At 65.8% G+C, this 24,559-nt stretch carries 21 protein-coding genes; 8 read left to right on the forward strand and 13 right to left on the reverse strand.

Translation table 11 applies throughout. The annotated features are described in order from the left end of the window. Nucleotides 1-54: 54 nt before the first annotated feature. Genes pstC through pstB form a run of 3 tightly spaced genes read left to right on the forward strand, consistent with a single transcriptional unit; the run spans nt 55 to nt 2,888 of the window. Nucleotides 55-1,143, forward strand: a complete 1,089-nt coding sequence (gene pstC / locus GOACH_RS07005; RefSeq protein WP_040517845.1) for a phosphate ABC transporter permease subunit PstC — start codon at nt 55-57, stop codon at nt 1,141-1,143. Continuing rightward, entirely contained in the window at nt 1,140-2,069 is a 930-nt protein-coding gene (gene pstA, locus GOACH_RS07010) for a phosphate ABC transporter permease PstA (protein WP_005172616.1), read from the forward strand. Before pstC ends, pstA begins: the two co-directional genes overlap by 4 nt. A gap of 42 nt (nt 2,070-2,111) precedes the next feature. Continuing rightward, nucleotides 2,112-2,888 carry a phosphate ABC transporter ATP-binding protein PstB gene (pstB, locus tag GOACH_RS07015; RefSeq protein ID WP_005172617.1) on the forward strand — a complete coding sequence of 259 codons (777 nt, stop codon included), beginning with the start codon at nt 2,112-2,114 and terminating at the stop codon, nt 2,886-2,888. Between the two features lie 13 nt (nt 2,889-2,901). Here the strand turns inward: pstB and GOACH_RS23960 are convergent, their stop codons facing one another. From GOACH_RS23960 to GOACH_RS07040, 6 genes are all read right to left on the reverse strand, one after another. Beyond that, nucleotides 2,902-3,051, reverse strand: a complete 150-nt coding sequence (locus GOACH_RS23960) for a hypothetical protein (RefSeq protein WP_169330853.1) — start codon at nt 3,049-3,051, stop codon at nt 2,902-2,904. Between the two features lie 161 nt (nt 3,052-3,212). Continuing rightward, on the reverse strand, nt 3,213-3,875 hold the full coding sequence (gene phoU, locus GOACH_RS07020) for a phosphate signaling complex protein PhoU (protein ID WP_040517981.1): 663 nt from the start codon (nt 3,873-3,875) through the stop codon (nt 3,213-3,215). 106 nt (nt 3,876-3,981) lie between these two features. After that, entirely contained in the window at nt 3,982-6,300 is a 2,319-nt protein-coding gene (locus GOACH_RS07025) for an LCP family protein (RefSeq protein ID WP_005172624.1), read from the reverse strand. Between the two features lie 128 nt (nt 6,301-6,428). Continuing rightward, entirely contained in the window at nt 6,429-7,562 is a 1,134-nt protein-coding gene (gene dusB, locus GOACH_RS07030; protein WP_281168887.1) for a tRNA dihydrouridine synthase DusB, read from the reverse strand. Between the two features lie 148 nt (nt 7,563-7,710). Then, nucleotides 7,711-8,703 carry an acyl-ACP desaturase gene (locus GOACH_RS07035; protein ID WP_005172629.1) on the reverse strand — a complete coding sequence of 331 codons (993 nt, stop codon included), beginning with the start codon at nt 8,701-8,703 and terminating at the stop codon, nt 7,711-7,713. Nucleotides 8,704-8,884: 181 nt separating this feature from the next. Further along, entirely contained in the window at nt 8,885-9,478 is a 594-nt protein-coding gene (locus GOACH_RS07040; RefSeq protein ID WP_005172632.1) for a nuclear transport factor 2 family protein, read from the reverse strand. 162 nt (nt 9,479-9,640) lie between these two features. Here GOACH_RS07040 and GOACH_RS07045 point away from each other — a divergent pair, with 162 nt between their 5' ends. Together GOACH_RS07045 and GOACH_RS07050 are read left to right on the forward strand one after the other, a co-directional pair. Next, complete coding sequence (locus GOACH_RS07045; protein WP_005172635.1) at nt 9,641-11,044, forward strand: WS/DGAT/MGAT family O-acyltransferase; 1,404 nt, start codon at nt 9,641-9,643, stop codon at nt 11,042-11,044. Nucleotides 11,045-11,063: 19 nt separating this feature from the next. After that, on the forward strand, nt 11,064-13,085 hold the full coding sequence (locus GOACH_RS07050) for an NAD(+) synthase (protein ID WP_040517848.1): 2,022 nt from the start codon (nt 11,064-11,066) through the stop codon (nt 13,083-13,085). A gap of 8 nt (nt 13,086-13,093) precedes the next feature. On the opposite strand, the gene GOACH_RS07055 is transcribed toward GOACH_RS07050, so the two are convergent. After that, nucleotides 13,094-14,251, reverse strand: coding sequence for an acyl-CoA dehydrogenase family protein (locus GOACH_RS07055; RefSeq protein ID WP_005172640.1), 1,158 nt, complete (start codon nt 14,249-14,251; stop codon nt 13,094-13,096). 42 nt (nt 14,252-14,293) lie between these two features. Next, nucleotides 14,294-15,490: an acyl-CoA dehydrogenase family protein gene (locus GOACH_RS07060; RefSeq protein ID WP_005172642.1), complete on the reverse strand. Its 1,197-nt coding sequence runs from the start codon at nt 15,488-15,490 to the stop codon at nt 14,294-14,296. Between the two features lie 214 nt (nt 15,491-15,704). On the opposite strand from GOACH_RS07060, the gene GOACH_RS07065 reads away from it, so the two are divergent. From GOACH_RS07065 to GOACH_RS07075, 3 genes are read left to right on the forward strand one after another with little or no spacing between them, the layout of a single operon-like run. Next, nucleotides 15,705-16,841, forward strand: coding sequence for a thiolase family protein (locus tag GOACH_RS07065; RefSeq protein ID WP_040517985.1), 1,137 nt, complete (start codon nt 15,705-15,707; stop codon nt 16,839-16,841). Continuing rightward, nucleotides 16,841-18,511 carry a class I adenylate-forming enzyme family protein gene (locus tag GOACH_RS07070; protein ID WP_005172646.1) on the forward strand — a complete coding sequence of 557 codons (1,671 nt, stop codon included), beginning with the start codon at nt 16,841-16,843 and terminating at the stop codon, nt 18,509-18,511. Before GOACH_RS07065 ends, GOACH_RS07070 begins: the two co-directional genes overlap by 1 nt. Next, nucleotides 18,504-19,730, forward strand: a complete 1,227-nt coding sequence (locus GOACH_RS07075) for an acetyl-CoA C-acetyltransferase (protein ID WP_005172648.1) — start codon at nt 18,504-18,506, stop codon at nt 19,728-19,730. The genes GOACH_RS07070 and GOACH_RS07075 overlap by 8 nt, the downstream gene beginning before the upstream one ends. An 11-nt stretch (nt 19,731-19,741) precedes the next feature. Here the strand turns inward: GOACH_RS07075 and GOACH_RS07080 are convergent, their stop codons facing one another. The 5 genes from GOACH_RS07080 to GOACH_RS07100 all read right to left on the reverse strand — a co-directional run bounded on the left by GOACH_RS07080 (nt 19,742) and on the right by GOACH_RS07100 (nt 24,485). Next, nucleotides 19,742-20,629 carry a LysR family transcriptional regulator gene (locus GOACH_RS07080; protein WP_005172650.1) on the reverse strand — a complete coding sequence of 296 codons (888 nt, stop codon included), beginning with the start codon at nt 20,627-20,629 and terminating at the stop codon, nt 19,742-19,744. 13 nt (nt 20,630-20,642) lie between these two features. Beyond that, nucleotides 20,643-21,563 carry a LysR family transcriptional regulator gene (locus GOACH_RS07085; RefSeq protein WP_040517986.1) on the reverse strand — a complete coding sequence of 307 codons (921 nt, stop codon included), beginning with the start codon at nt 21,561-21,563 and terminating at the stop codon, nt 20,643-20,645. Nucleotides 21,564-21,610: 47 nt separating this feature from the next. Beyond that, nucleotides 21,611-22,372: a crotonase/enoyl-CoA hydratase family protein gene (locus GOACH_RS07090; RefSeq protein ID WP_005172654.1), complete on the reverse strand. Its 762-nt coding sequence runs from the start codon at nt 22,370-22,372 to the stop codon at nt 21,611-21,613. Further along, nucleotides 22,369-23,472, reverse strand: a complete 1,104-nt coding sequence (locus tag GOACH_RS07095) for an MBL fold metallo-hydrolase (RefSeq protein WP_040517987.1) — start codon at nt 23,470-23,472, stop codon at nt 22,369-22,371. Before GOACH_RS07095 ends, GOACH_RS07090 begins: the two co-directional genes overlap by 4 nt. 68 nt (nt 23,473-23,540) lie before the next feature. Continuing rightward, nucleotides 23,541-24,485, reverse strand: coding sequence for an alpha/beta fold hydrolase (locus GOACH_RS07100; RefSeq protein WP_005172658.1), 945 nt, complete (start codon nt 24,483-24,485; stop codon nt 23,541-23,543). Nucleotides 24,486-24,559 lie beyond the last annotated feature (74 nt).

The raw sequence follows: 24,559 nt of genomic DNA on the forward strand, positions 1-24,559 counted from the left end.
AGGGTCGTGCAGTAGCAACCCAACGAAGATCCCGACTGAGAAGCGATATGAGTTATGTCTGTGGATGACACCACCGGTGTGGGCCGGGGGAAGGCGGAGACCCCGCCCGAACCCGGCGCGCAGCCCCCCGAATCGCCCGACCAGTTGCCTCCCGAATCCGAGGAGCAACTCGACGAGCAGCTCCACCCGGGCCTGCGCAGCCACCGTGGCGCCGTCGGCGACCAACTCTTCTCCTACCTCGCGCGGGGCACGGGTTTCTTCGTGGTCGTCCTCGTCGCCGGTATCGGCATTGCCCTCATCATCAATGCCATACCGGCGATGGTGGCCAATCACGCCAACTTCGTCTTCTCGTCCCAATGGGACGTCGGCTCGTCGAACTTCGACAACGACACCGTGCGCTTCGGTATCTGGGAACTGTTCCGCGCAACGGTCCTGAGCTCCCTGTTCGCGCTGATCATCGCCACCCCGATCGCCATCGGGATCGCGGTCTTCCTCGTCGAGTACGCCCCCCGGCAGATCGCCCGACCGCTTGCCGCCGTCATCGATCTCCTCGCAGCGGTGCCGTCGATCATCTTCGGACTCTGGGGCATCTACATCCTCGCCCCGGTGATCGCACCGGTCGCCGGTTGGCTCAACGACTCGCTCGGCTGGTTCTTCCTCTTCTCCGCGGGCAGCACCTCGGTGCGCGGCGGAGGCACGATCTTCACCGCGGGCATCGTGCTCGCGATCATGATGCTCCCCATCATCACCTCGATCACCCGAGAGGTGCTGCGTCAGACGCCTCCGGGGCAGAAGGAGGCCGCGCTGGCCCTCGGCGCGACGAAATGGGAGGTCATCCGCATGACCTCGTTCCCGTACGGTCGCTCGGGCATGATCGCTGCGGCGATGCTCGCGCTCGGTCGTGCGCTCGGAGAGACCATCGCGGTGATGATCATCCTCAGCGCCGCTGTCGGTCGCCTCAAGTGGTCGCTGTTCGAGGGCGGCGACACGTTCGCGTCGAAGATCGCCCGCGATGTGGGTGAGTTCGTCGGTAGCCAGAACACCCAGAGCGCCTACATCGCGGCGGGGCTGGTGCTGTTCCTCCTGACGTTCGTGGTGAACGCGGTCGCCCGCGTGGTCGCAGGCGGAAAGGTCAACGGATGAGCATCGCACTCGACAAGGGCGCAGGCGGCGGCCCGGTCAAACAACACCCGTCGGCGTTCCGCGAGATCTCGCTGAGCCGTCGAATCCGCAACAACGCCGCACGCGGCGCGTTCTTCCTCTGCTTCGTCCTCGGGGTCATCCCGCTCGTGTGGTTGCTGTGGACGGTCATCTCCAACGGTGCGAGCGCGATCACCGACCCGCACTGGTGGTTCGGTGACGCCTATGCCGTCGACACCACCACCAACTACGGCGCCGGGATCGCCCCGGCGATTGTCGGCTCGATCATCCAGGCGCTCGTCGCCACGATCATCTCCGTGCCGATCGCCGTGCTCACCGCAATCCTGCTGGTCGAGTATCCGACGTCGAAGCTGGTCAAGCCGGTCAGCTTCATGGTCGACATCCTCGCGGGCGTCCCGTCGATCGTCGCCACCCTGTTCATCTTCACGGTGTTCGTCATCGGTCTGTCGATGGGGCAGAGCGCTTTCATGGTCAGTCTCGCTCTCATCTTGCTGATGATCCCGATCGTCGTGCGGTCGTCGGAGGAAATGCTCAAGCTCGTTCCCGACGAACTGCGCGAAGCGTCGTACGCGCTCGGCATCCCGAAGTGGAAGACCATCATGCGCGTCGTGATCCCGACGGCACTGTCGGGCATGCTCAGCGGCATCTTCCTCGCCATCGCGCGCATCATGGGCGAGACCGCCCCGGTGCTGATCCTCGCCGGTCCCGCGAGTTCGCTGGTGAAGACGAACCCCTTCGAAGGCGGGATGAACTCGCTGCCGCTGTTCATCAAGGACATGTGGGCGGCGAGCCAGCCGGCGTCGTCGTTCTACTACTGGGGCGCGGCTCTCACCCTGATCATCATCATCGCCGTTCTCAACATCGTCGCGGCACTGCTCGCGAAGTACCTGGCACCCAAATCCAGGTAGAGACCGCCGTCGAATCCACCAGCAGCACCAGAAAGTAGTGCCATGGCCAAGCGCCTCGACATCAAAGATCTGAACATCTACTACAGCAAGTTCCACGCTGTGAAGGACGTGACCCTCGCCGTCCCACCGCACAGCATCACGGCATTCATCGGCCCATCGGGCTGCGGTAAGTCGACGGTCCTGCGCACGCTCAACCGGATGCACGAAGAGATCCCCGGCGCGTATGCGGTCGGTAGCGTGCTGCTCGACGGCGAGGACATCTACGGCAAAGAGGTCAACCCGACGAGCGTCCGCACGACGATCGGCATGGTCTTCCAGCGGCCGAATCCGTTCCCGACGATGTCGATCCGCGACAACGTCGTCGCAGGGTTGCGCCTGCAGGGCATTCGCAACAAGAAGCAGCTCAACGAGGTGACCGAGCGGAGCCTGCGCGGTGCCAACCTGTGGGAAGAGGTCAAGGACCGCCTCGACAAGCCCGGCGGTGGACTCTCCGGAGGTCAGCAGCAGCGACTGTGCATCGCCCGTGCGATCGCGGTCTCGCCCGACGTCCTGCTGATGGACGAGCCGTGCTCGGCTCTCGACCCCATCTCGACGCTCGCGATCGAGGACCTCATGGGCGAGCTCAAGAAGGACTACACGATCGTCATCGTCACGCACAACATGCAGCAGGCCGCTCGTGTCAGTGACCAGACCGCGTTCTTCAATCTCGAGGGGATCGGCCAGCCGGGACAACTGGTGGAGATCGGCGACACCGAGACCATCTTCACGCACCCCACCAAGCGCGAGACCGAAGACTACATCTCGGGCCGATTCGGCTGAGGGTGCGTCGTGCTCACATGTTGAGCAACAGGATGACCAACAGCGCGACGAGCGACAGAGTCACACCGAGGTAGACGAACAGTTGCCGACGGCCGGAATGCCGCTCGGTGTCGTCGTCGGTTGCGGCGTTGAAATCGGGTTCCGCCGGATAGTGCACGCCCATGGCGCTCAACCCTAGACTCCGCGGCCACTACTCGGAAGTCAGGATGGCCTTGGTCCCGAAAGAGCGCTCAACTCATCAGTGATCAAGCACTGCGGTCAAGAACGTCGGTGGGCCACAACCGGACTTGGTTGTGACCCACCGACGTTTCTGTCTGAAGGATGTCAGGATGCGTCTTGAAACTGCTCGGGTGTCTGCCCGGTGGCCTGGAAGACGACCCGACGACCGATCAACACCGCGTGGTCGGCGAAGCGTTCGTAGTAGCGGCCGAGAAGGGTGACGTCGACAGCCGCGGCGACGCCGTACTCCCAGTCGCGGTCCATCAGCACCGTGAACAGATGGCGGTGCAGATCGTCCATGGCGTCGTCGTCCTCTTGCAGACGGACCGCTGCCTCGGGATCCTGTGTGTCGAGCACCTCGCGTGCGTTGGCGGCCAACGCCACGGCGAGCCTGCCCATCTCGGCGAAGTAGCCGTTGACCTCTTCGGGCAGCGCTTTGGCGGGGTGGCGACGTCGGGCAACCTTGGCGACATGCAGTGCGAGCGCCCCCATGCGGTCGACGTCGGCGACGATCTGGAACCCGCTGACGACCCCGCGCAGGTCGCCGGCGACGGGAGCCTGGAGCGCGAGAAGCGCGAACGCCTGCTCCTCGGCCCGGGCGGACAACTCTGACAGTCTGTCGTTCTCCGACAGCACTTCCTCGGCAATGGCGAGATCGGCCTGCAACAGAGCCTGGGTGGCGCGGTCCATCGCAGAACCGGCCAGATCGCACATTTCTCCGAGCACCGCATTGAGTGAATGCAGCTGTTCTTGATACGCGGTACGCATACCCTCAAGGGTACTGTGCGTGCGCCAGATCACGATCTCCCGCGTGGTGAACACACCGTGAACGCGCGGTGAGTAGCTGTGCCCTGGGCTCGGCGCGGTGACCTCGTCAGGAGCAGGTGGTGTCGCCCGCGTTGGTCACGGCGAGGTCGTTGGGCAGGTTGCTGGAGTTGGTCGCGGCGGGAAGTGCCTGCGCCGAGAGCGTTTCGCCGACGGCAGGGAGACTCCCGACACCGCCGGTGAAATCGCTCCCCAGGATCACCTCGACACCCGACCTCACCGTCTTGTCGCTCTGGATCTTGGCCCCGGGGAACATTGCGGCGAGTGTTGCCGCCGAATCCTGTTCGCCCGGCCCGTATCGCACGACGGTGTCGCTGCGGTTCTCAGAGGCGTCCGCGATGCCGCGGACGTCGAAGCCCTGGGCCGTCAGCTGATCGGAGGCGTCGGAGGCCTGACCCGCCCTGCCCGTGCCGTTCAGTACGCGCACGCCGACGTTGCTCGGGTTCTGTGCCGTCGCCGAGACCGTCGACGGCGTTTCCGGTGTGCTCGTCGTCGAGCCTGCGGCGGTGGTCTGCTTCTTTGTCGACGACGAGCCCTGCTTCTTCTTCGCGGCCTGCTCGCCGGGGAGCGGATCGTCGTCGATGATCGCGTTGAAGATGGCGTTGATGTCGTCGGTGCGGGGGATTTCGTTGTTTGATCCGTCGGTGGCAGTGCCGGAGGTCGGGACGGTCAGGAATGTCACGCGGCCCGCTTCGATGCCCTGCATCGAGTCGGCGAGCTTGAGCAGTGATTGTGTGTCGACGCCGTCGACGTAGCTGTTCTTGATGAAGGTGTTGACGATGCCGTTGAGCTTCGACGGGTTGGACAGGACGTTGCCCGAGAGGGTCGAGCGCAGCAGCGACGACATGAACAACTGCTGGCGTTTGATGCGGCCGTAGTCGCCGTTGCCCTCCGTCGAGACGGTCCTGGCGCGGACGTAATTCAGCGCCTTGCGGCCGGTGATCGTCTGCTTACCCGGCTTGGACAGGATCTGGCCGAGTTCGTAGTCGTAGATGGGTGTGGTGGAGCAGACCTCGACGCCGCCGACCGCGCGCACCACCTTCTCGAATCCCGAGAAGTCCATCCCGATGAAGTGGTTGATGTTCAACCCGCTCATCTCGGTGAGCACCTTGACCAGGCACTTGGGCCCGCCGTCGGCGTAGACGCTGTTCAGTTTCACCGCGTCGGCGGCTGGGAGGTCGCCGGTATAGGTTCCGGCGTCGTTGTCCCAGTCCTGGCATTGCGGCCGGTTGACCTGAAGATCTCGCGGAAACGAGACGGCGACGACTCGACTGCGGTTGGCGGGGATGTTGACCAGGATCACGGTGTCCGAGCGTGCGCCCTCGGCATCCGCGGTGGTGCCCGCGCCGACCTGACCGTTCTTGCCGCTGCGGGTGTCGGTGCCGACGATCAGGTAGTTCTCGTCGCCGTACTGTGCATCTTTGTTGCGGATGTTGGCGTCGTCGGGGTCGACGGCGGCGATCGTGCGCCAATCGCTGTTCTTGGACTTCAGATACCCCCACACGAACCCGGTTCCGACCAGTGCCATGACACATGCGACGGCGACCAGGATGCGACCGGTGAAGGTGACGTTCTGACGTGTCGAACGGTCGTGCCGCCGACGCCCCACGCGCTGCGGTCGCGAACGCAGCGCGATCGTCTCGGTGAGGTCGGGCGTCGGCTCGAGGGGTAGGGGCGCGGGCTTCTTGTCGGGTCCTGTGGCGGAGGGCTCAGCGGTAGAGGGCTCTGCGGTAGAGGGCTCTGCGGTAGAGGGCTCTGCGGTAGAGGGGACCGCTGCCTCCCCGGCCGTGGCGTCGGCCGCGGAGGCGAGAGGCGTGCTGTCGCGGGGGGCGGGGTCGAGGTGCGGGCCCTGGGCTCGCGACTCTTCGACGACCCGCTCCGTGGTCGCCCGGTCACTCAGGTCGACAACGGGCTCTGGCGTGGCGCCGACGATCGGGATCTTGCGCGTGACCTCGTTGGCGCCCGGCTGATCGGGACGGCGCTGCGGCGGGCGATCCGCTGCGGCCCGCTGTGCCCGGCGTACGCGGGGGCCGCTGACGCGGGGGATGGACTCGGTCGGGGCGGAATCGCCACGAGGTGGTGTGACGGACTGCGATTGCGAGCGCGCGCCGGGGTCGTCGGCGTTCATCTGTTCCATCAGCTCGCGGACGGTCATCCGGGTGCGACCGCGGACATAGCGGTCGGCGGAGCGGGGTTCGCGCAGTCTGCCGTCGTTGGGATTGCTGCGGTCGTCGGGATTTCTGTCTTTGTTGGGATTGCTGTCTCTGTTGGAATTGCGGCGACGTGCCGCCGATGAGCCCTCGGAGGACCGTGCGTCGTCCCGATCGCCCGGCTCGTCGCCGCGCGGCTTGGGTGTCCAACGACTCACGTCACAAATCCTCGTACCCCGTGGTGACGCTGCCGCCCGTCGGGGCTGAACGCTGCGGCGCGCAGGAAAAACTCAGATCCCGCCTGCGGGACCTTCGGACATAGTACTGATGGGTCCTGAGAAGCGCCTCAGCCGCCGGAGTGCATGACTTCTGCGCCCGCGGGGACGACGTCCTCGTCGGGATCGTCGAGCCAGCCGTCGGGAAGTGCCACCTTGGCAGGCGATCCCTGCCGCCCGCGTGGGCCGTGGCCGTCTTCAGGGAACGGTGTGTCGGCCGGCAGCGATCCGACCAGGTCGCGCAGCTCGTCGAGCGTCGCGACCAGCGACATGCGCGAACGGATCTCCGAGCCCGCAGGGAACCCGCGCAGATACCAGGCGACGTGCTTGCGCATCTCGCGCATGCCCTTGTCCTCGCCGTGGTGATCGGCGAGCAGTTCGCCGTGCCTGACAATGATCTGTGCCACCTCGCCGAGATTCGGCGCGGCAGGGGCGGGGAGCCCGTTGAGTTCGGCCGCGAGTTCGGCGAAGAGCCATGGCCTGCCGAGGCAACCGCGCCCGACGACGACGCCGTCGCAGCCGGTCTGCTCCATCATCGCCACGGCGTCGCGCGGCTCGAAGATGTCTCCGTTGCCGAGGACCGGGACGTCGGTGACGTGCTCCTTCAGGCGTGCGATCTCGGTCCAGTCCGCCTCGCCGGAATAACGTTGCGACGCTGTACGTGCATGGAGCGCAACGGCTTTCGCACCCTCGCCCGCAGCGATACGGCCGGCGTCGAGGTGGGTGTGGTGCTCGTCGTCGATCCCGATGCGGAACTTGACCGTGACCGGGATGTCGGTGCCCTCGGTCGCCTTCACCGCCGCCGCGACGATTCGCCGGAACAGGGTGCGCTTGTAGGGGATGGCCGAGCCCCCGCCCTTGCGGGTCACCTTGGGGACCGGGCAGCCGAAGTTCATATCGATGTGATCGGCGAGATTCTCGTCGACGATCATCTTCGCGGCCTCGTAGGTGTAGCGGGGGTCCACCGTGTACAGCTGCATCGACCGAGGGTTCTCATCCGGTCCGAAGGCGGTCATGTGCATGGTGACCGGGTGCCGTTCGACGAGTGCGCGGGCGGTCACCATCTCGCACACGTACAGACCCGACACCGTGCCGGTGCGGGCACGCTCGAGTTCGCGGCACAGGGTGCGGAACGCCACATTGGTGACGCCCGCCATCGGCGCGAGCACCACAGGGCTCGCGAGTTCGATGCTGCCGATGCGCAACGGAGTGGTGCGCGCAGAGGGAGAGTGCGCAGAGGGCGTGTGTGCAGAGGGAGAGTGCGCAGCCGACAGCGCACCGGCGCCCTCGTGGATCGTGGAGGGCGCCGGCGCGGCTGGGGTGCGGATCGTCGTCGTCAAGCCGATGGGTGCGTCAGGACGCCTGACGCTCGCGCTTCTTGGCTTCGCGGGCGAGTGCGCGGTCGCGCATCTCCTCGAACTTGATGGTGTCCTTCTCGAGTTGCTCGAGGAACGCGGCGAGCTCCTCGCGGGTCTGCTCGCCCTCTGCGGAGAAGTCGTCGCGATCGAAGACGTTCCACTTGCGCAGGACGGGCTGGATGACCTCTTCGAGGTGCTGGCGCAGGTCGTAGATGCCGTGCTTGGCCATCAACACGCCGTGGCGGCGGAAGTTGGGCATGCCTGCACCCGGCATCTGGAAGTTCGTGACGATGTCGGTGACTGCCCGCAGCGTCTGATCAGGCGCGATGTCCATGCCCGCCCCGCAGATGTTGCGGTAGAAGATCATGTGCAGGTTCTCGTCGGCGGCGATGCGCTGCAGCATCTTGTCGGCGATCGGGTCGTTGCACGCCTTGCCCGTGTTGCGGTGGCTCACGCGGGTGGCGAGCTCCTGGAAGGTCACGTAGGCGACGGAGTGCAGCAAGCCCATCTCGCCGCCCTTCTCCATCATCTCCTCGACGCGGTCGCCCGCGGCGGCCTCCGGCGAATAGCCGTTGGTCATGTGGACCATGCGGTCGGCCTCGAGCTGGGCGGGATCGACGCCGCGTGTCACCACCAGGTAGTCGCGCATGACGATCGAGTGCCGGTTCTCCTCGGCGGTCCAACGGCCGACCCAGTAACCCCACGCGGAGTCCATGGAGAAGTTGTCGGCGATCACCCGGTGGTACGAGGGCAGGTTGTCCTCGGTCAGCAGGTTGGTGATCATCGCGGCCTTGGCGACCTCGTCGAGCTGCGACTGCTCGGGCTCGTAGTCGACGCCGCCGAGTGCGGCGAAGTTACGGCCCTCGTCCCACGGGACGTAGTCGTGGGGGTTCCAGTTCTTGGCGATCTTGAGGTGCCGGTTCACGTTCTCCTCGGCAACCGGTGCCAACTCGCGAAGCAGATCGAGCTGAGTGAGCTCACGTGCCATAGTTCGTTCCTCCGAACGGTCCACATTAGAGGTGGGTCGGATATCAGTGCTCCGACCGCCTTCTCTGGTTGTCATGCCTGGCTCGGTGACCGACATGGACACAGTCAGTCAGCTAGGGTACGGCACCGAGCAGGCGTTACCCAAGTACGTACTTACGGTGTCGTAACTTGGCTCGCAAGCGTTACCCCCGAAACGCTCGGCCGAACGTCGACGCCCACTGAGCAGCGTCGTCGTCAAGGGTACCGAGTTCGCGCGCTCTGTCACACCAGCGCATCGCCGCCGCGCCGAACTCCATCGGGTTGTAGACGTCTTCTTCGCACTGCCAGAGCCCGTCGCCCGCGTAGGTGACGATCGAGATGTTGGTGGCGGTGATGACGCTGCCGTCGCCCGGGTCGCACATCGGATTGTCGACCTCGAAGATGACGCGCCCGGTCGGGGCGTCGAAGACCGTCCACAGGTTGGGGAACGCCACCATGTGGTCGCCCGGGAATCTCGTCATCGTCTTCACGATCCATGGGCGGATCTCCTCGCGTCCGTGCATCGTGCCGAGAGCGTGTTCGATGTAGTCGGCGTCCGGGGTGAACAGGTCGGCGAAGCGTGCCCACGCCGCGGGCCCGGCAGCACGATCCGAATGTGCCTCGGCAGCGATCTGCGCGACGGTCGCCTCGAAGACCTCGAAGGCCTCCGACAACTCGCCGAGCGGGAACGGGGTCGGCGAGAAACGTGAGTCTGCGGATCGGGCATCTCGGGCAGGTACGGCGTTGTCGGTGCGCATCGGGCTGATCGTAGGGAACCACCGGGGGCTCGCGAGGCGTTATCGATGAGGAAGTAGGTGAGAGCGTTTCACCCCTTCGACTGCGTCGATGGCCGTCCACGAGGATGATCGACACGTGGCTTCCGCGACGGTGCGGGCGGGTAGAGAATGTGGAGGATGCCGATGGAGCGGCTGAGCGGTCTGGACGCCTCGTTCCTGTACATGGAGACGCGATCGCAACTGATGCAGGTGATCGGTCTCATCGAGGTCGATCCGTCGACCATTCCGGGTGGGTATTCGTTCGGTCGTGTGCGAGATCAGATGCGCCAACTCGTCCGCGCGACGCCCAAGTTCCGACGCAAGCTCGACAATTCGCTGATCAACATCGATCATCCGGCGTGGATCGAGGACGAACACTTCGACATCGACCGGCACGTCCATCGCGTCGCCGTCCCAGCGCCGGGCGGCATCGGCGAGGTGACCGAACTCTGCGGCCACCTGGCGGGTCAGACACTCGACCGCGCGAAGCCGCTGTGGGAACTGTGGGTCATCGAGGGACTCTCCAACGGCCGGATCATGATCATGCTCCGGATGCACCATGCCGCGGTCGACGGCGTGGGCAGCGCGGAGGTGCTCGCCCAGTTGTGTTCGCTCTCGCCGGAACAGCCGGACCTCGACGCCGATCTCCTGCATCAGTCGGCGGGCGGGTCGTCGCACGCGATGCTCGCGGCGACCGGCGCGGTCCACTACCTGATCCGACGACCGATCGCGATGGCCCGGTTGCTGCCGGAGACAGTGGCGGTGCCGATCGCGTGGTTGCGACGAGCTCGATCCCATGAGGCCATGCCTGCGCCGTTCCAGGCGCCGCGGACCCGGTTCAACGGTCCGATCAGCCCGCACCGCTCGATTGCGCTGACGCAGCTCTCGCTCGCCGACATCAAGCGCGTCAAGAACCGTTTCGGTGTGAAGGTCAACGACGTCGTCCTGGCGATCACCGGGGGAGCGCTGCGCGAATATCTGTTGGCGCACAACGAACTTCCCGACCGCCCACTGGTCGCCATGGTGCCGGTGTCGGTACACGGGGCCGACGACAGCGGTTTGATGGTCCAGGGTACGAACAAGGTGTCGGGGATGTTCACCCAGCTGGCCTCCGACGTCGACGATCCCGTCGAACGGATCGAGCGGGCCGCCGAGTTCTCGCGCAAGGCCAAAGCCCACCATGCCGATATCGACGCGAACATCCTGCGGGCATGGGCGCAGTTCGCGCCGGGAACCACGATGTCGACGCTGATGAAGTTCTACGGCGACCGCAAGCTGTCGCTCAAGCATCCGCCGATCTTCAACGTGACGGTGTCAAACGTCGCAGGCGCCGACATCCCCGTCTATTTCTGTGGCGCGCGTGTGACCGGCGTGTACCCGCTCGGGCCGATCTTCCACGGCCTCGGACTGAACATCACCGTGTTCTCTGCCGACGGCATGCTCAACGTCGGCATCCTCGGCTGTACCGACCAGATCCCCGACATCGACGTCCTGGGCCACGCATTCGATGAGCAGCTCAAGACACTGCTGGAGGTCTGCGGTGACTGACCGGCACTAAGCTTTGGCTGTGTCCATCTATCGCCACGGATTCGCCCGAGTAGCGGGCGCCGTCCCCGTCGTCCGAATCGCCGACCCCGCTGCCAACGCACAGGCCACCGTCGAATTGATGCGGCAGGCGTCAGCGGAGGGCGCGGCGCTCGTCGTGTTCCCCGAGATGGGACTCACCGGGTACAGCATCGACGACCTCGTTCAGCAGGATGCGGTGATCGACGCCGCGCTGGAGGCGCTCGCGACCGTGGTGACCGCGAGCGAGGGCCTGCGGCCCCTGGTGGCGGTCGGGCTACCGCTGGTCGTCGACGCCGGCCTGTACAACTGTGCGGTGCTGCTACGTGACGGGCGGATCCTCGGTGTCGTGCCGAAGGCGTTCCTCCCGAACTACCGCGAGTTCTACGACAAGCGGTACTTCAGTGCCGCGCGCGATGCCCTCGCCGACACCGTCACGCTCCTCGGGCAGACCGCACCATTCGGCACCGACCTGATCTTCGACGCCGTCGACCTTCCCGGTTTCGCCCTGCATCTCGAGGTGTGCGAGGACGCATGGGTGCCGATTCCGCCGAGTACCTGGGCGGCGCTCGGAGGTGCGACGGTGCTCGCGAATCTCTCCGGATCGCCGGTCACGATCGGCAAGGAGTCATATCGGAAGTCGTTGTGCACCAGTCTGTCCGCCCGGTGCATCGCCTCCTATATCTACGTCGCCGCCGGGTACGGCGAATCCACCACCGATCTCGCGTGGGACGGTGATGCGCTGATCGCCGAGAACGGCGGACTACTCGCCCGCAGTACGGGCTTCGAGACGAGTGAGCAACTCATCGTCGCCGACGTCGACCTCGACCGGTTACGCCAGGAACGTATCCGCATGGGCAGCTTCCACGATCAGGTGAGCGACCTCAGGGATCGGTTGACGTCGTTGCGTCACATCGAGTTCGAGTTCGGCGACCTCGACGTCGACGACGATCTACGCCGTTCGGTTGCGCGCTTCCCGTTCGTACCGGCCGACGCTGGCGACCGTGACGAGCGGTGTCGCGAGGTGCGCGACATCCAGGTGCAGGGCCTCGCCGCGCGACTGCGCGCCACGGGCATCGACAAGATCGTCATCGGTGTCTCGGGTGGTCTCGACTCAACGCTCGCGCTCCTCGTCGCCGTCGACACCTTCGACCGACTCGGCCTGCCGCGCACCAACATTCTCGCCTACACGATGCCGGGTTTCGCGACGGGCGGCGCGACGCTGCGTCGCGCACATGTGCTGATGGATTCGCTCGGCGTCAGCGGCGCCGAGCTAGACATCCGTCCATCGTGCGAGCAGATGCTCGCCGACCTCGGGCACCCGTATGCCAAAGGCGAGAAGGTCTTCGACGTGACCTTCGAGAACGTCCAGGCTGGTGAGCGGACGTCGCATCTGTTCCGCCTGGCCAACTTCCACGGCGGCATCGTCCTCGGGACCGGCGACCTGTCCGAGCTCGCTCTCGGCTGGTGCACCTACGGCGTCGGCGACCAGATGTCGCACTACAACGTCAATACGTCGGTCCCGAAGACGTTGATCCAGTACCTGATTCGCTGGATGATCTCGACGGGTCAGTATTCGCGGGAGACCACCGACACCCTCGCCGAGATCCTCGACGACGTGATCTCGCCCGAGCTCGTGCCGCCGGGAGAAGACGGCGCGATCCAGAGCACCGAGGACACCGTCGGCCCTTACGAGCTGCACGATTTCTTCCTCTATTACCTCACCCGCTTCGGTTATCGTCCCGACAAGATCGCCTACCTGGCCGGGCAGGCGTGGGGCGACCGCGATCGCGGCGCGTGGTCGGAACTGATCGCGCCGGAACGTCGCAACGCTTACGACGCCGCGACCATCGACCACTGGCTGTCGACGTTCCTCAAGCGGTTCATGAGCAACCAGTTCAAGCGCACCGCGATGCCGAACGGACCCAAGATCGGCTCGGGCGGGTCGCTCTCGCCGCGCGGCGACTGGCGCTCGCCGTCGGACGCCTCCGCCCGTACCTGGCTCGACCAGCTCCACGGGCGCTGAGGGCGGCCCTAGAGCCCCAGGTCCTTGGCGATGATCGTCTTCATCACCTCGTTGGTGCCGCCGTAGATCCGGGAGACGCGCGTATCGGCGTAGAGCCGTGCGATCGGGTACTCGGTGATGTACCCGTAGCCGCCGTGGAGTTGCAGGCACCTGTCGATGACCCGTCCCGCGGTCTCGGTCGCGAAGAGTTTGGCGCGCGCGGCGTCGGCCACCGATAGCTCACCCCGGTTGTGCAGGATCAGTGCCTGGTCGACGAACTGCTGTACCGCGGCCACGTCGGCCGAGCACTCCGCCAGGACGAACTTGGTGTTCTGGAACGACGCGACGGGCTTGCCGAAGACATCACGCTCACGGGTATAGGCGAGGGCATGCTGGAGCGCCGCATTCGCGGTTGCCGACGCCCCGATGGCGATGCTCAGCCGCTCCTGCGCCAGGTTGTGGGTGAGGTAGGAGAAGCCCTTGCCCTCTTCGCCGAGCCGATCCTCGACGGGCACGCGCACCGACGTGAACGACAGCTCCGCGGTGTCGGACGCCTTGAGGCCGATCTTCTCCAGCTTCCGTCCGACTGCGAAGCCCTCAGATGTGGTGTCGACGACGAGAATCGACAGTCCGGCACGACGATTATTCGCATCGAAGGGAGCGGTGCGGCAGACCACGAGGATGCGGTCGGCCAGAGCGCCGCCGGTGATGAACGTCTTTGCGCCGTCGAGGATGTAGTGGCTGCCGTCCTCGGAGAGTTTGGCCGTCGTCGAGATGTTCGCGAGGTCGGATCCGGTGCCGGGTTCGGTCATCGCGATCGCGAACATGATGTCGCCCGAGGCGAATCCGGGCAGCCAGCGCTGCTTCTGTTCGTCTGTGGCGTACTCCATGAGGTAGGGCAGGATCAGATTGGTGTGCACCGATTCGCTGCCGAACGTCACGCCGGCGAGAGCGGTTTCTTCCGACACGACAAGCGAATACGTGAAGTCGTGCACGCCGCCGCCGCCATACTCCTCCGGCACCTCGATGCCGAGAACTCCGAGTTCGCCGAGCTTACGGTAGAAGTCGCGCGGCGGATGCCCCTGCTTCTCCCACTCATGGTGAACAGGCACGACCTCCTTGGCGATGAAGTCGCGAATCGTCTTTCGAAACGCCTCATGATCTTCGTTGAATACGATGCGTTGCACGGGTTTCCCTTCGTCTGTGCGTACTGTCGTGTGGTGCTGCGTTCAGCGGAGTGCGTACTCGCGCAACAGTCCCTTGCTGATGATCTGCTTCTGGATCTCACTCGTGCCCTCGCCGATGAGCAGGAACGGCGCCTCGCGCATGAGTCGCTCGATCTCGAACTCCTTCGAGTAGCCATAACCTCCGTGGATGCGAAACGACGCCTGGGTGACCTCGGAACAGTATTCGCTGCACAGGTACTTGGCCATGCCTGCGGCGACGTCGTTGCGCTCACCGGAATCCTTGAGCCGCGCCGCGTTCACCATCATCAGGTGCGCCGCCTCGACCTTGGTGGCCATCTCGGCGAGACTGAACGCGATCGCCTGGTGCTCGGCGATCGGTTTGCCGAAGGTGGAGCGTTGCTGTGCGTAGTCGATGGCGAGTTCGAAGGCGCGCAGTGCAATTCCGCAGGCACGCGCCGATACATTGACCCGCCCCACCTCGACACCATCCATCATGTGTGCGAAGCCATGGCCGGGTAGACCGCCGAGGATGTCGTCGGCCGAAGCCCGATAGTCGTCGAAGATCATCTCCGTGGTGTCGATGCCCTTGTAGCCCATCTTCTCGATCTTGCGTGGGATGGTCAGTCCGGTCATCACCTCACCGAAGCCGGCGGGCTTCTCGATGAGGAACGTGGTCAGGTTGCGATGCGGCTTGTCCGCGCCCTCGTCGGTACGAACAAGTGCCGCAACAAGAGTCGACGACGCACCGTTGGTCAACCACATCTTGGCTCCGTTGACGATGTACGATCCGTCGTCGGCGAGCTTGGCGTTGGTGGAGATCGCGGCGACGTCGGAGCCGAGGTCGGGCTCGCTCATCGAGAATGCGCCCCGCACCTCGCCGGTGGCCATCCGCGGCAGGAACCGTTGCTTCTGCTCCTCGGTCCCGTGCTGACGCAGCATGTACGCGACGATGAAATGCGTGTTGATCACGCCGGAGACACTCATCCAGCCGCGGGCGAGCTCTTCGACGCAGAGCGCGTACGTCAGCAGCGATTCGCCGAGCCCGCCGTACTCCTCGGGGATCATCAATCCGAACAATCCGAGTTCGCGCATGCCGTCGACGATCTCCTGCGGGTAGGCGTCGTCGTGCTCGAGTTGCTGCGCCGTCGGAATGATCACGGTGTCGACGAACCGCCGCACCGTGGCGACGATCTCCTCCTGGGTGTCGGACAGACCGAGGGTGCCAGCGAGACGTGCCATGTTCCCAGGGTGCACCAACGACCCGGCCCGCAGGAACGGGGAGATCGGCTAACAGACCGATAGGACAAGACAATGTCACGGCCCATAGGCCGCGGCTATGACCCCGTGAACGCGAATCTACTTGTGATTACACAGGCGAAGTGGTCGGCTCGGAAGTGACAGCAGGAGCCGCGCGATGGACGCACCCACCGGCGGCGGAACGAAGGGAACCCCGATGTCAGATGCAGTGATCGTCGACGCCGTGCGCACTCCGATCGGTCGTCGTCACGGCGCGCTGTCGGGGATCCACCCGGCCGACCTCTCGGCCCACGTGCTCGAGGCACTCGTCGAGCGGACGGGGATCGAACCGTCTGCGATCGACGACGTGATGTGGGGCTGCGTCAGCCAGCACTCCGAACAGGCGGGCAACATCGCACGGACGGCTGTGCTCGCAGCAGGATGGCCGACGACGGTGCCCGGCACGACGATCACCCGTGCGTGTGGTTCGAGTCAGCAGGCGCTGGCCATGGCAGCGGCCGCTGTGATCTCGGGGCAGCTCGACGTCGTGGTCGCGGGCGGAGTGGAATCGATGAGTCGGGTTCCGATGGGCACCGCGGCCCCCAATGGCGAGAGCCAACCGGCCACAGTCCTCGACCGATTCGGCGTCGACCGCTTCAGTCAGGGCCTGGGTGCCGAGGAGGTGGCTCGACGCTGGGGCCTGGATCGTACCCAGCTGGACGAGTATTCGTTGCGCTCGCACGAACTCGCCGCTGCCGCTGCAGATTCAGGTGCGTTCGACGGCCAGCTCGCCACACTGCCCGGAGTTCTCGAGGGCGATGAGGGCATTCGCCGGGGTGGCACGCTGGAATCCCTCGGCAAGCTCAAGACGGTCTTCGACGAGCACGGCGTCATCCACGCGGGCAACGCATCGCAGATCTCCGACGGTGCCGGAGCATTGCTGGTGATGTCGAGTGACACGGCGTCGGCGCTCGGATTGACACCACTGGTGCGAATACACACGACCGTTGTCGCGGGAGATGACCCCGTCATCATGTTGACCGGCCCGATCCCCGCCACGACCAAAGCGCTTGCACGGTCGGGACTCTCGATCGACGAGATCGGCGCATTCGAGGTCAACGAGGCCTTCGCGCCGGTGCCGCTGGCATGGCAGATCGACACGGGCGCAGACGAGAAGGCGCTCAACCCGCTCGGCGGTGCGATAGCCGTCGGGCATCCCCTCGGCGGGTCCGGCGCGATCCTGGCAACACGCCTCGTTCACCACATGCGCGACAACGGTATTCGCTACGGACTCCAGACGATGTGTGAGGCAGGCGGAATGGCCAATGCAACGATCTTCGAATTGCTCGGCTGATGACACAACTGCACTATCCCGAGGTCACGCTGGACGTTCTTCCGGCGAGTATGGCAGCGATGTACCCCGGCCGGGTTGCCGTCGTCGACGGCGACAGAGTGCTCGGCTACACCGAACTGGACCGCAGGACGGCGGCGGTGGCAGCGGGTCTGCGCAGTGCAGGTGTCGAGGAGCGAGACGTCATCGCCCTGCACCTCGACAACAGCATCGAGTTCGTCCTGGCCTACTACGGCGCCCTGCGCGCCGGTGCAACGGTCACGCTGGTCAACCCCGCGCAACCACCCCAGGGCCTGCGCGCCCAACTCGACGACACGAACGCGGTGGCGGTGTTCACCTCGAGCGGGCGCCTCGATGTGCTCCGTGATGCGCTAGGCGACGAGTCGCTCCTCACGATCGTCGTCGACGGTCCGCCCGACGAGCACACGACTCTGGATGAGATCGAGACCGACAACGTGACGCCCGGCCCGCCCGAGCTGACGATCACCTCCGACGACGTTGCTCACCTCGCGTTCACCGGCGGTACCACCGGTGTGTCGAAAGGGGTTGCGGTGCTGCATCGCAACGTGATCGCCAATATGACGCAGATGATCGCGTGGCGCGCGGGTCACGCTGTTCGTGAGGACGATGCGGGACTGGTGTCACTCGAACCGCGCTGCAGCGCCAACCGCGGCGTCGTGCCGGGTGATGCAGCGACGATCGTGGTGTCGCCGCTGTTCCACGCCCACGCATTGATCAACATGTCGTTCCTGTTGATGTGTGGTGCCACCCAGGTGCTCGCCGGAGGTCGACATGGTGTCAGGTTCGATCCCGGCCGCATGCTCGAGCTGATCGAGATCCACAGGGCGACATACATCACCGGTAGTCCGACGATGTGGGCAGCTCTCGTCGCTCATCCCGACGTCGCCACCCGCGACCTCGGCTCCGTGGCCGTGGTGTCGTCGGGTGCCGCTCCGATCGATCGGGTGACCCTCGACAGGCTTGCGACGGCATTTCCGCACGGATCGGTCGTCGAAGGCTACGGGTTGACCGAGGCGACCTGCCTGGTCACGTCTGCACCGCTCGTCGCGACCGAGGAGGACGGGCTCGGTGGTTATCGGTTTGGGAGTGTCGGTGTACCCACCTTCGACACCGACGTCGAGATCCGGTCACTCACCGACCACACGACTCCGGTCAGCTGTGGTGAGCGTGGCGGACTTTGGGTTCGTGGCCCACAGGTGACAGCGGGCTACCCGCATCACCCCGACATCACTGCGCAGCAGTTCGTCGACGGGTGGCTCGACACCGGCGACATCGCCTACCGCGACGAGGACGGCTACGTCTACATCGCCGACCGGGCCAAGGACATGCTGATCTACAAGGGGTACAACGTGTATCCCCGCGAGCTCGAAGAGGTTCTCGTCACGCATCCCGACATCGCGTCGGCGGCGGTCGTGGCGCGCGACGCGGGCCCGGTCGGTCAGGAACCGGTGGCGTTTGTCGTCGCAGAAGAAGGCCACGACGTCGATGCGCAGAGTGTGATGACATTCGTTGCGGAGAAAGTGCTGCCGTACAAGAAGATCCGCGACGTCTTCACCGTCGACGCATTGCCGACATCGGCAGCGGGCAAGATCCAGAAGGTTGCTCTGCGGGAATTGGTCTCGACAGCGAAGGAGCCGTCACACCATGCGTGACATCGTCATCTGTGAACCCGTACGCACACCGATCGGGCGGTACGGTGGGATGTTCAGGTCGGTGACCGCCGTCGACCTCGGTGTCGCGGCGTTGAGCGGATTACTCGAGCGCACCGGGCTTCCACACGAAGCAGTCGACGACGTCATCCTCGGACACTGCAACGGCAACAGCGAAGCACCGGCCATCGGACGGGTGGTGGCACTGGACGCCGGCCTGCCGACGACGGTGCCGGGCATGCACGTCGACCGTCGGTGCGGTTCCGGTCTGCAGGCGGTCATCCAGGCCGCCTACCAGGTGGGCAGTGGCGACAACGATCTCGTCATCGCGGGCGGCACCGAGTCGATGAGCAATGCGTCGTTCTACTCGGTGGACATGCGGTGGGGTGGCGCTCGCACGGGAATAGCCATGCACGACAGCCTGGTTCGTGCCCGGTCGACTGCCGGTGGACGTGATCACCCGATACCCGGCGGCATGATCGAGACCGCGGAGAACCTGCGCAAGCAGTACGGGATATCCCGCGAGGAGCAGGACGAGCTGGCTGTCGAATCGCATCTGCGTGCGGTTCGTGCCCAGAAGGACGGCGTACTTGCCGAGGAGATCATCCCGGTGTCGGTGCGCGCCAAGCGATCCGAGACGCTCATCGATACCGACGAGCACCCTCGCGCCGATATCTCGATGGGTTCCCTCGCCGCCCTGACCCCGATCATGGGCGCAGACGACCCGGATGCGACGGTCACCGCCGGAAATGCCAGCGGACAGAACGACGCCGCGTCGATGTGTGTGGTCACCAGCTCCGACGTCGCGGAACGGTACGGCCTGCAGCCATTGGTCCGTCTGGTCTCGTGGGGATCGGCCGGGGTGCCGCCGGAGACCATGGGGATCGGACCGGTGCCCGCGACCGCCCGTGCTCTCGACAAGGCCGGGATCTCACTGTCCGACGTCGACGTCATCGAACTGAACGAGGCGTTCGCCGCCCAGGCGCTCGCGGTGACGCGTGAATGGGGGTTCGGGCGATTCTCCCCCGACAGCCCCGATTTCGCGCGCACCAACATCCACGGTTCGGGGATCTCGCTCGGGCACCCCGTCGGCGCGACCGGTGGCAGGATGCTCGCATCGCTCGCGCGTGAACTCGTTCGACGTGATGCCCGGTACGGTCTCGAGACAATGTGCATCGGAGGTGGGCAGGGGCTCGCTGCGGTTTTCGAGCGGGTGCACTGAGTCCTGAGCCGTCAGGGTGTCGGCGCGACGAATCGGGCTACCGTCAGAAAGGCCTGCGCCGCAGCCGATAACGCAGACGGGTCGTACATCAGGACGAGCGAGTGGACGAAACGCGGGCGGACGGGGCGGACGGTCGCATGGTCGGCGACCGATTCGGCGACGCGACGCTCGAGAAGCGTTGCGCCGACGCCCGCCAACACCATCGGGAGGCGTTCCTCGCGGTGTTCGGCGAGCACCGCAACGGGCGGGCGTACCCCGGCTTCGCGCATCGCGCTCTCGATCTCGTCGGCGACGGTTCCCCCGCGGGGCACGAACACCATCGGAATCCGCGGCAGGTCCGCGATGTCGATCGGCCCGTCGGGCAGGTCGGTACCCGGCGGACACACGAGCCAGAACTCCTGCTCTCCCAACGTGATCACTTCGAGGCCGTCGGCTCGTGCGTCGAGAGTGCCGAGGTGGGTGACGACGAATTCGCAACGACCTTCTTCGATCATGGTGGACGCCGCGGACTCGTCGTGAAGGTCGCGGACACGGACACGCGCCGCCGGATGCTCGGCGACGAATGCGGTGAGCAGATCGGCGAGGGTCGCGCCGTCGATGAAGGGTGACGCCAGTATGTCGACCCGTCCGGTGATCTCCTCGGCGCCGACGGCCAACGCGTCCTGCACCGATCCGACGTCGCGAACCATCTGACGCGCCGAACCGACCAGCGCGCGACCGGCGGCGCTCGGCACCATCCCGCGTCCGATCCGATGGAACAGCTGCACGCCGAACTCCCGCTCGAGAGCCCGCAGTGCCTGCGAGACGGTTGGCTGTGTCACCCCGAGTGTTGCCGACGCCCCACCGATACCGCCGTGTTCGACGACGGCGAGGAAGTACTCGATCTGACGAAGTTCCATGCGGTGGCGCGTCCTATCCGAGGTCGGACGCGCCGAGCGCGTCGTCGTCGACTGGTCCCGGTGCGCCGCAGGTTCGGCGTGCGACGGCCATGAACGCTGCGGCGGCCGGCGATGGCTGGCCCGAGCGGGTGAGCATGCCGATATCGCGACACAGGGGTGGCGTCAGCGGGTAGCTCACCGCGTCGGGGATCTGTTCGGCCACCGATTCCCGCGGCAGAATGGCCGCGCCCACACCGCGGATGACCAGCTCACGCACGGTGGGCGGGTGCGCGCAGTCGGCGACGACATTGTGGGCATCGTCGGCGATGACATCGGTGAGCAGCGTGCCTATCGCCTGGTCGGAGAGGTCGACCACCAGCGGAAGCGACCGCACGGACTCCCGGGCCACTCCATGGTCTGTCGTGTCCACCGATAGCGACCGCGATGCCGCGAGCACGAGTTCCTGGGTACCGAGCGGTGCGAAGACGAATGTCGAGTGGTCGGCTGCCGAGTCGATCAGACCGATCTCGGCCTCGCCGCGCCGGAGTCGGTTCACGATGCCTGCAGGCCCGTCGGCGGCGAGGATGCGGACGACGACGTCGTCGAACCGTGCACGGAAATCGCGCACGATCGATACCAACGGAGTGATCGCGAAAGTCGAATCGGTGACCACATCAACAGTGCCGGAGCGCAATTCGCGCACTGCGGCGACTCTACGACGTGCCCTGTCAACGTCGGCGAGGACACGACGTGCGATCACCTCGACGCGGGCTCCCGCTTCGGTGAGTTCGAGTCGACGCCCGGTCCGGTCGAACAGTGTCGCGTCGAGGCGGCGTTCGAGGGTGCGGATGGCCTGCGACAGCGACGGCTGCGAGATGTAGAGGGCCTGCGCGGCCTTGGTGATCCCGCCGTGGTCGATGACCGCGACGAAATAGGTGGCGAGATGCAGGTCCACCACCTGATCGTAGGCGAGCGTCTGCGAGCTGCGTCACCACGCCCGGGTCAGTGACCCGTCCACGCTGGTGCGCGCTTCTCGGCGAATGCCCGTGCTCCTTCCTGCGCGTCGTCGGAGGCGAACACCGGGTCGAGGATGCCGCTCTGTGCTGCGAAGAGATCGGGATCCGTGTATCGGATGGCCATACTGACGACCTGCTTGGTGGCGCGGACGGCCAGGGGACCGTTGGCGGCGATCCGCCCGGCGAGTTCGCGAGCTCCGTCCAGTGCTCCGCCCGACGGCGTCACGGTGTTCACCAGGCCGAACTCGTGCGCACGGACGGCGCTGATGGGATCGCCGGTGAGCGCGATCTCCATTGCCAGCTGGTACGGCAGGATCTTGGGCAGACGCAGTAGACCGCCCGCGGCGGCGGCGAGTCCCCGCTTGACCTCCGGCAGACCGAACTTCGCGTCCTCGGCGGCGACGATCAGATCCGCAGACAGCGCCAGCTCGCATCCGCCGGCCAGCGCCCACCCCTCGACGGCCGCGATGAGAGGTTTGCTCGGCGGTGCCGACGCGATCCCGCCGAATCCACGTCCCGGGACGCTGGGTAGTTCGCCACGTGTGAAAGCTTTGAGATCCATACCGGCACAGAAGGTTCCGCCAGCGCCGGTGAGGATTCCGATGGTGATGTCGTCGCGGCGCTCGAACTCGTCCATTGCCGCAGCGAGTTGTTGCGCGACCTCCTGATTGACGGCATTTCGCGCGTCCGGGCGGTCGATGGTGACAACGGCAACGCCGTCGACGAACTCGGTGTGCACCGGGGTCATCGGAGAATTCCTCTCGTGGTTGCGGATTCGACGTCGTCGTCGGCGGGCCGGGGGTCGGTGATGCTCCAGCGGACCGGCTCGTGACCTGTCGACGAGATGACACCTCGCGCCTCGAGTACGAGCAGATGCGCATGTGTTTCGCGCAATGCCATGCGTGAGAGGGGAATCGACAATTCGGAGAATGGTCGCGACCACGTCACCGTGCGCGTCACGTCCCACGCTGTCGCGCCGGGTTGGTCGGAGACGGCTTCGGTGATCTCGGCGAGACGCTCCTCGTGATGGGAGAGAAGGTCGGTCACGCGGTCGGCGAGTCCGCGGAACCGGTACTCGTGGCTGGGCATCGCCTCGAGATCGCCGATGTGTTCGGTCCTCGCGAGCGAGGTGAGGTAGTCGGCCAACGGACTCGGAGTCTGAAACGAATTGGTTGACACGTTCGGACTGATCCGGGGGAGCAGATGGTCGCCGGTGAAGATGACCCCGGCGTCGTCGTCGGCGAAACAGAGGTGGCCCGCGGTGTGACCTGGCGTCCACACCGCACGCAGATTCCAGCCCGGAACGTCCAGCGGTGAGCCGTCGTCGAGTTCGACATCCATCGTGCGGCCGTCGGGAAGCCGCACGAACTCGAGGAGTCCGGTGTCGGCGACGTCGGTTGGTGCGCCGAGGATGCGCAGGTCCTGCTGGGCTTCCTCGAACTCGCGGGCCTGCTCGGCCTCGGAGTGGAACCGCAGATGGCGGGCGTCCGCGGTATGCATCGCGACCTGTGGATCGACGTGCTCGAGAAGTCGGGGTACGAGTCCGAAGTGGTCGGGATGCAGGTGCGTGACGAAGACGTGCGAGACGTCGCCGAGGTCGTGCCCGGTCGCGTGGATGCCGTCGACCAGCATCTGCCACCCCGCGTCGGTATTCCACCCCGTGTCGATGAGTGCCAATCGACCGTCCGCCGTCGCCAGCGCGTACACGAGGATGTAGCGCAACGGGTTGCCGGGCATGGGTACCGGAATCGACCAGAGTCCGGGACGCACTTGTTCGACGGGCGGCAATTCCTTTCGACCCCATGCCTCGCGCTGGCGATGGCCGGTGACCACGATCGACGTACTCATCGTCTTATCCGACCACGCGCGACCGAGCGCCACAAACACCCGTCGGCTCACGGGCCGTGAGGAAACCCCTATATGTGATTCGCGGTGGGAACGGTCTCCTGATCCCACACAGCGAGTAGTTCGTCCATCACGTCCGTCGACATCCCGAACAGGCTCAGGTGGCTCTCGCCGCGCAGGCTGAACAGTTTCGCGTCCGGCAGCAGGGACACCACGTGCTCACCGTGGGCGTAGGGGACGATGTGGTCGTGATCGCCGTGCCACCAGCGCACCGGGGTGACGACGTCGGCAACCTGGAAACCCCAGTCGCGCGAGAACACCCGCACATCGTTGAACGGCGCCTCCATGCGGTGTGATCCGCCGCTGAGCAGGTCGTCGAGGAACATCGCGCGGAACTCGGGACGGCTGAGCAACTCGCGGTCGGCGGCGGGGGAGAGCCTGCCGTAGAGCAGGATCGCGGGTTCGGCGATAGGACGTACGAATCGCAACGCCGTACTGATCGCCTGCCCGACCGGTGCGCCGACGAACGGGAGGATCGGTGCTGCGCGCCGGGCGAGCGCCACGGCACCGCCACCGATGGCCTCGTGGCCGACGGTCGGTGCCACACCACCGACGATTCCTGCCACCTGCACCCGCGGCCCGAACTCATGCGCGACGGCCAGCGCATACGGGCCTCCGCCGGACACCCCGATGACCCCGAACTCGTCGATTCCGAGCGCGTCGAGCACATCGACGAGGTCATCGCAAAAATCTCGCACGCACTCGTAGGGATGTGCCGTCGACGACCCGACTCCCGGCCGGTCGATGCCGATGAGCCGCACTCCGCGGGCCGCGGCGTACTCGCGCGCTTCGATCGGGATCTGCCGTCGGGCACCGGGAGTGCCGTGGAGCCAGAGGATCGGGCGCCCGGATGCCGAACCGAACTCCGCGAAGCCGATGCGGCGCTTCTTGTGGTCGAGCGTTGATGTCCCGACTGCCACGGAGCCCTCGATCTTCGGGCGATCCACGTCGATCATGTGACCAGGATCTCACGATCGACTCCGCCGTGGGAGTCCGGGTCCTCGGCACGGGTTCGCGCGCACGGGGTGCC

It is taken from the genome of Gordonia aichiensis NBRC 108223 (assembly GCF_000332975.1).
Taxonomy (GTDB): Bacteria; Actinomycetota; Actinomycetes; order Mycobacteriales; family Mycobacteriaceae; genus Gordonia; species Gordonia aichiensis.

Excerpts from the sequence above, each read along its gene's own strand:
- GOACH_RS07035 (WP_005172629.1), bottom strand. The coding sequence starts at position 8,703 with ATGGCACGTGAGCTCACTCAGCTCGATCTGCTTCGCGAGTTGGCACCG.
- GOACH_RS07090 (WP_005172654.1), bottom strand. The coding sequence starts at position 22,372 with ATGACCCCGGTGCACACCGAGTTCGTCGACGGCGTTGCCGTTGTCACC.
- pstC (WP_040517845.1), top strand. The coding sequence starts at position 55 with ATGTCTGTGGATGACACCACCGGTGTGGGCCGGGGGAAGGCGGAGACC.
- GOACH_RS07045 (WP_005172635.1), top strand. The coding sequence starts at position 9,641 with ATGGAGCGGCTGAGCGGTCTGGACGCCTCGTTCCTGTACATGGAGACG.
- phoU (WP_040517981.1), bottom strand. The coding sequence starts at position 3,875 with ATGCGTACCGCGTATCAAGAACAGCTGCATTCACTCAATGCGGTGCTC.
- GOACH_RS07095 (WP_040517987.1), bottom strand. The coding sequence starts at position 23,472 with ATGAGTACGTCGATCGTGGTCACCGGCCATCGCCAGCGCGAGGCATGG.
- GOACH_RS07080 (WP_005172650.1), bottom strand. The coding sequence starts at position 20,629 with ATGGAACTTCGTCAGATCGAGTACTTCCTCGCCGTCGTCGAACACGGC.
- GOACH_RS07060 (WP_005172642.1), bottom strand. The coding sequence starts at position 15,490 with ATGGCACGTCTCGCTGGCACCCTCGGTCTGTCCGACACCCAGGAGGAG.
- GOACH_RS07040 (WP_005172632.1), bottom strand. The coding sequence starts at position 9,478 with ATGCGCACCGACAACGCCGTACCTGCCCGAGATGCCCGATCCGCAGAC.
- GOACH_RS07065 (WP_040517985.1), top strand. The coding sequence starts at position 15,705 with ATGTCAGATGCAGTGATCGTCGACGCCGTGCGCACTCCGATCGGTCGT.
- pstA (WP_005172616.1), top strand. The coding sequence starts at position 1,140 with ATGAGCATCGCACTCGACAAGGGCGCAGGCGGCGGCCCGGTCAAACAA.
- GOACH_RS07100 (WP_005172658.1), bottom strand. The coding sequence starts at position 24,485 with ATGATCGACGTGGATCGCCCGAAGATCGAGGGCTCCGTGGCAGTCGGG.
- GOACH_RS23960 (WP_169330853.1), bottom strand. The coding sequence starts at position 3,051 with ATGGGCGTGCACTATCCGGCGGAACCCGATTTCAACGCCGCAACCGAC.
- GOACH_RS07075 (WP_005172648.1), top strand. The coding sequence starts at position 18,504 with ATGCGTGACATCGTCATCTGTGAACCCGTACGCACACCGATCGGGCGG.
- pstB (WP_005172617.1), top strand. The coding sequence starts at position 2,112 with ATGGCCAAGCGCCTCGACATCAAAGATCTGAACATCTACTACAGCAAG.
- GOACH_RS07070 (WP_005172646.1), top strand. The coding sequence starts at position 16,841 with ATGACACAACTGCACTATCCCGAGGTCACGCTGGACGTTCTTCCGGCG.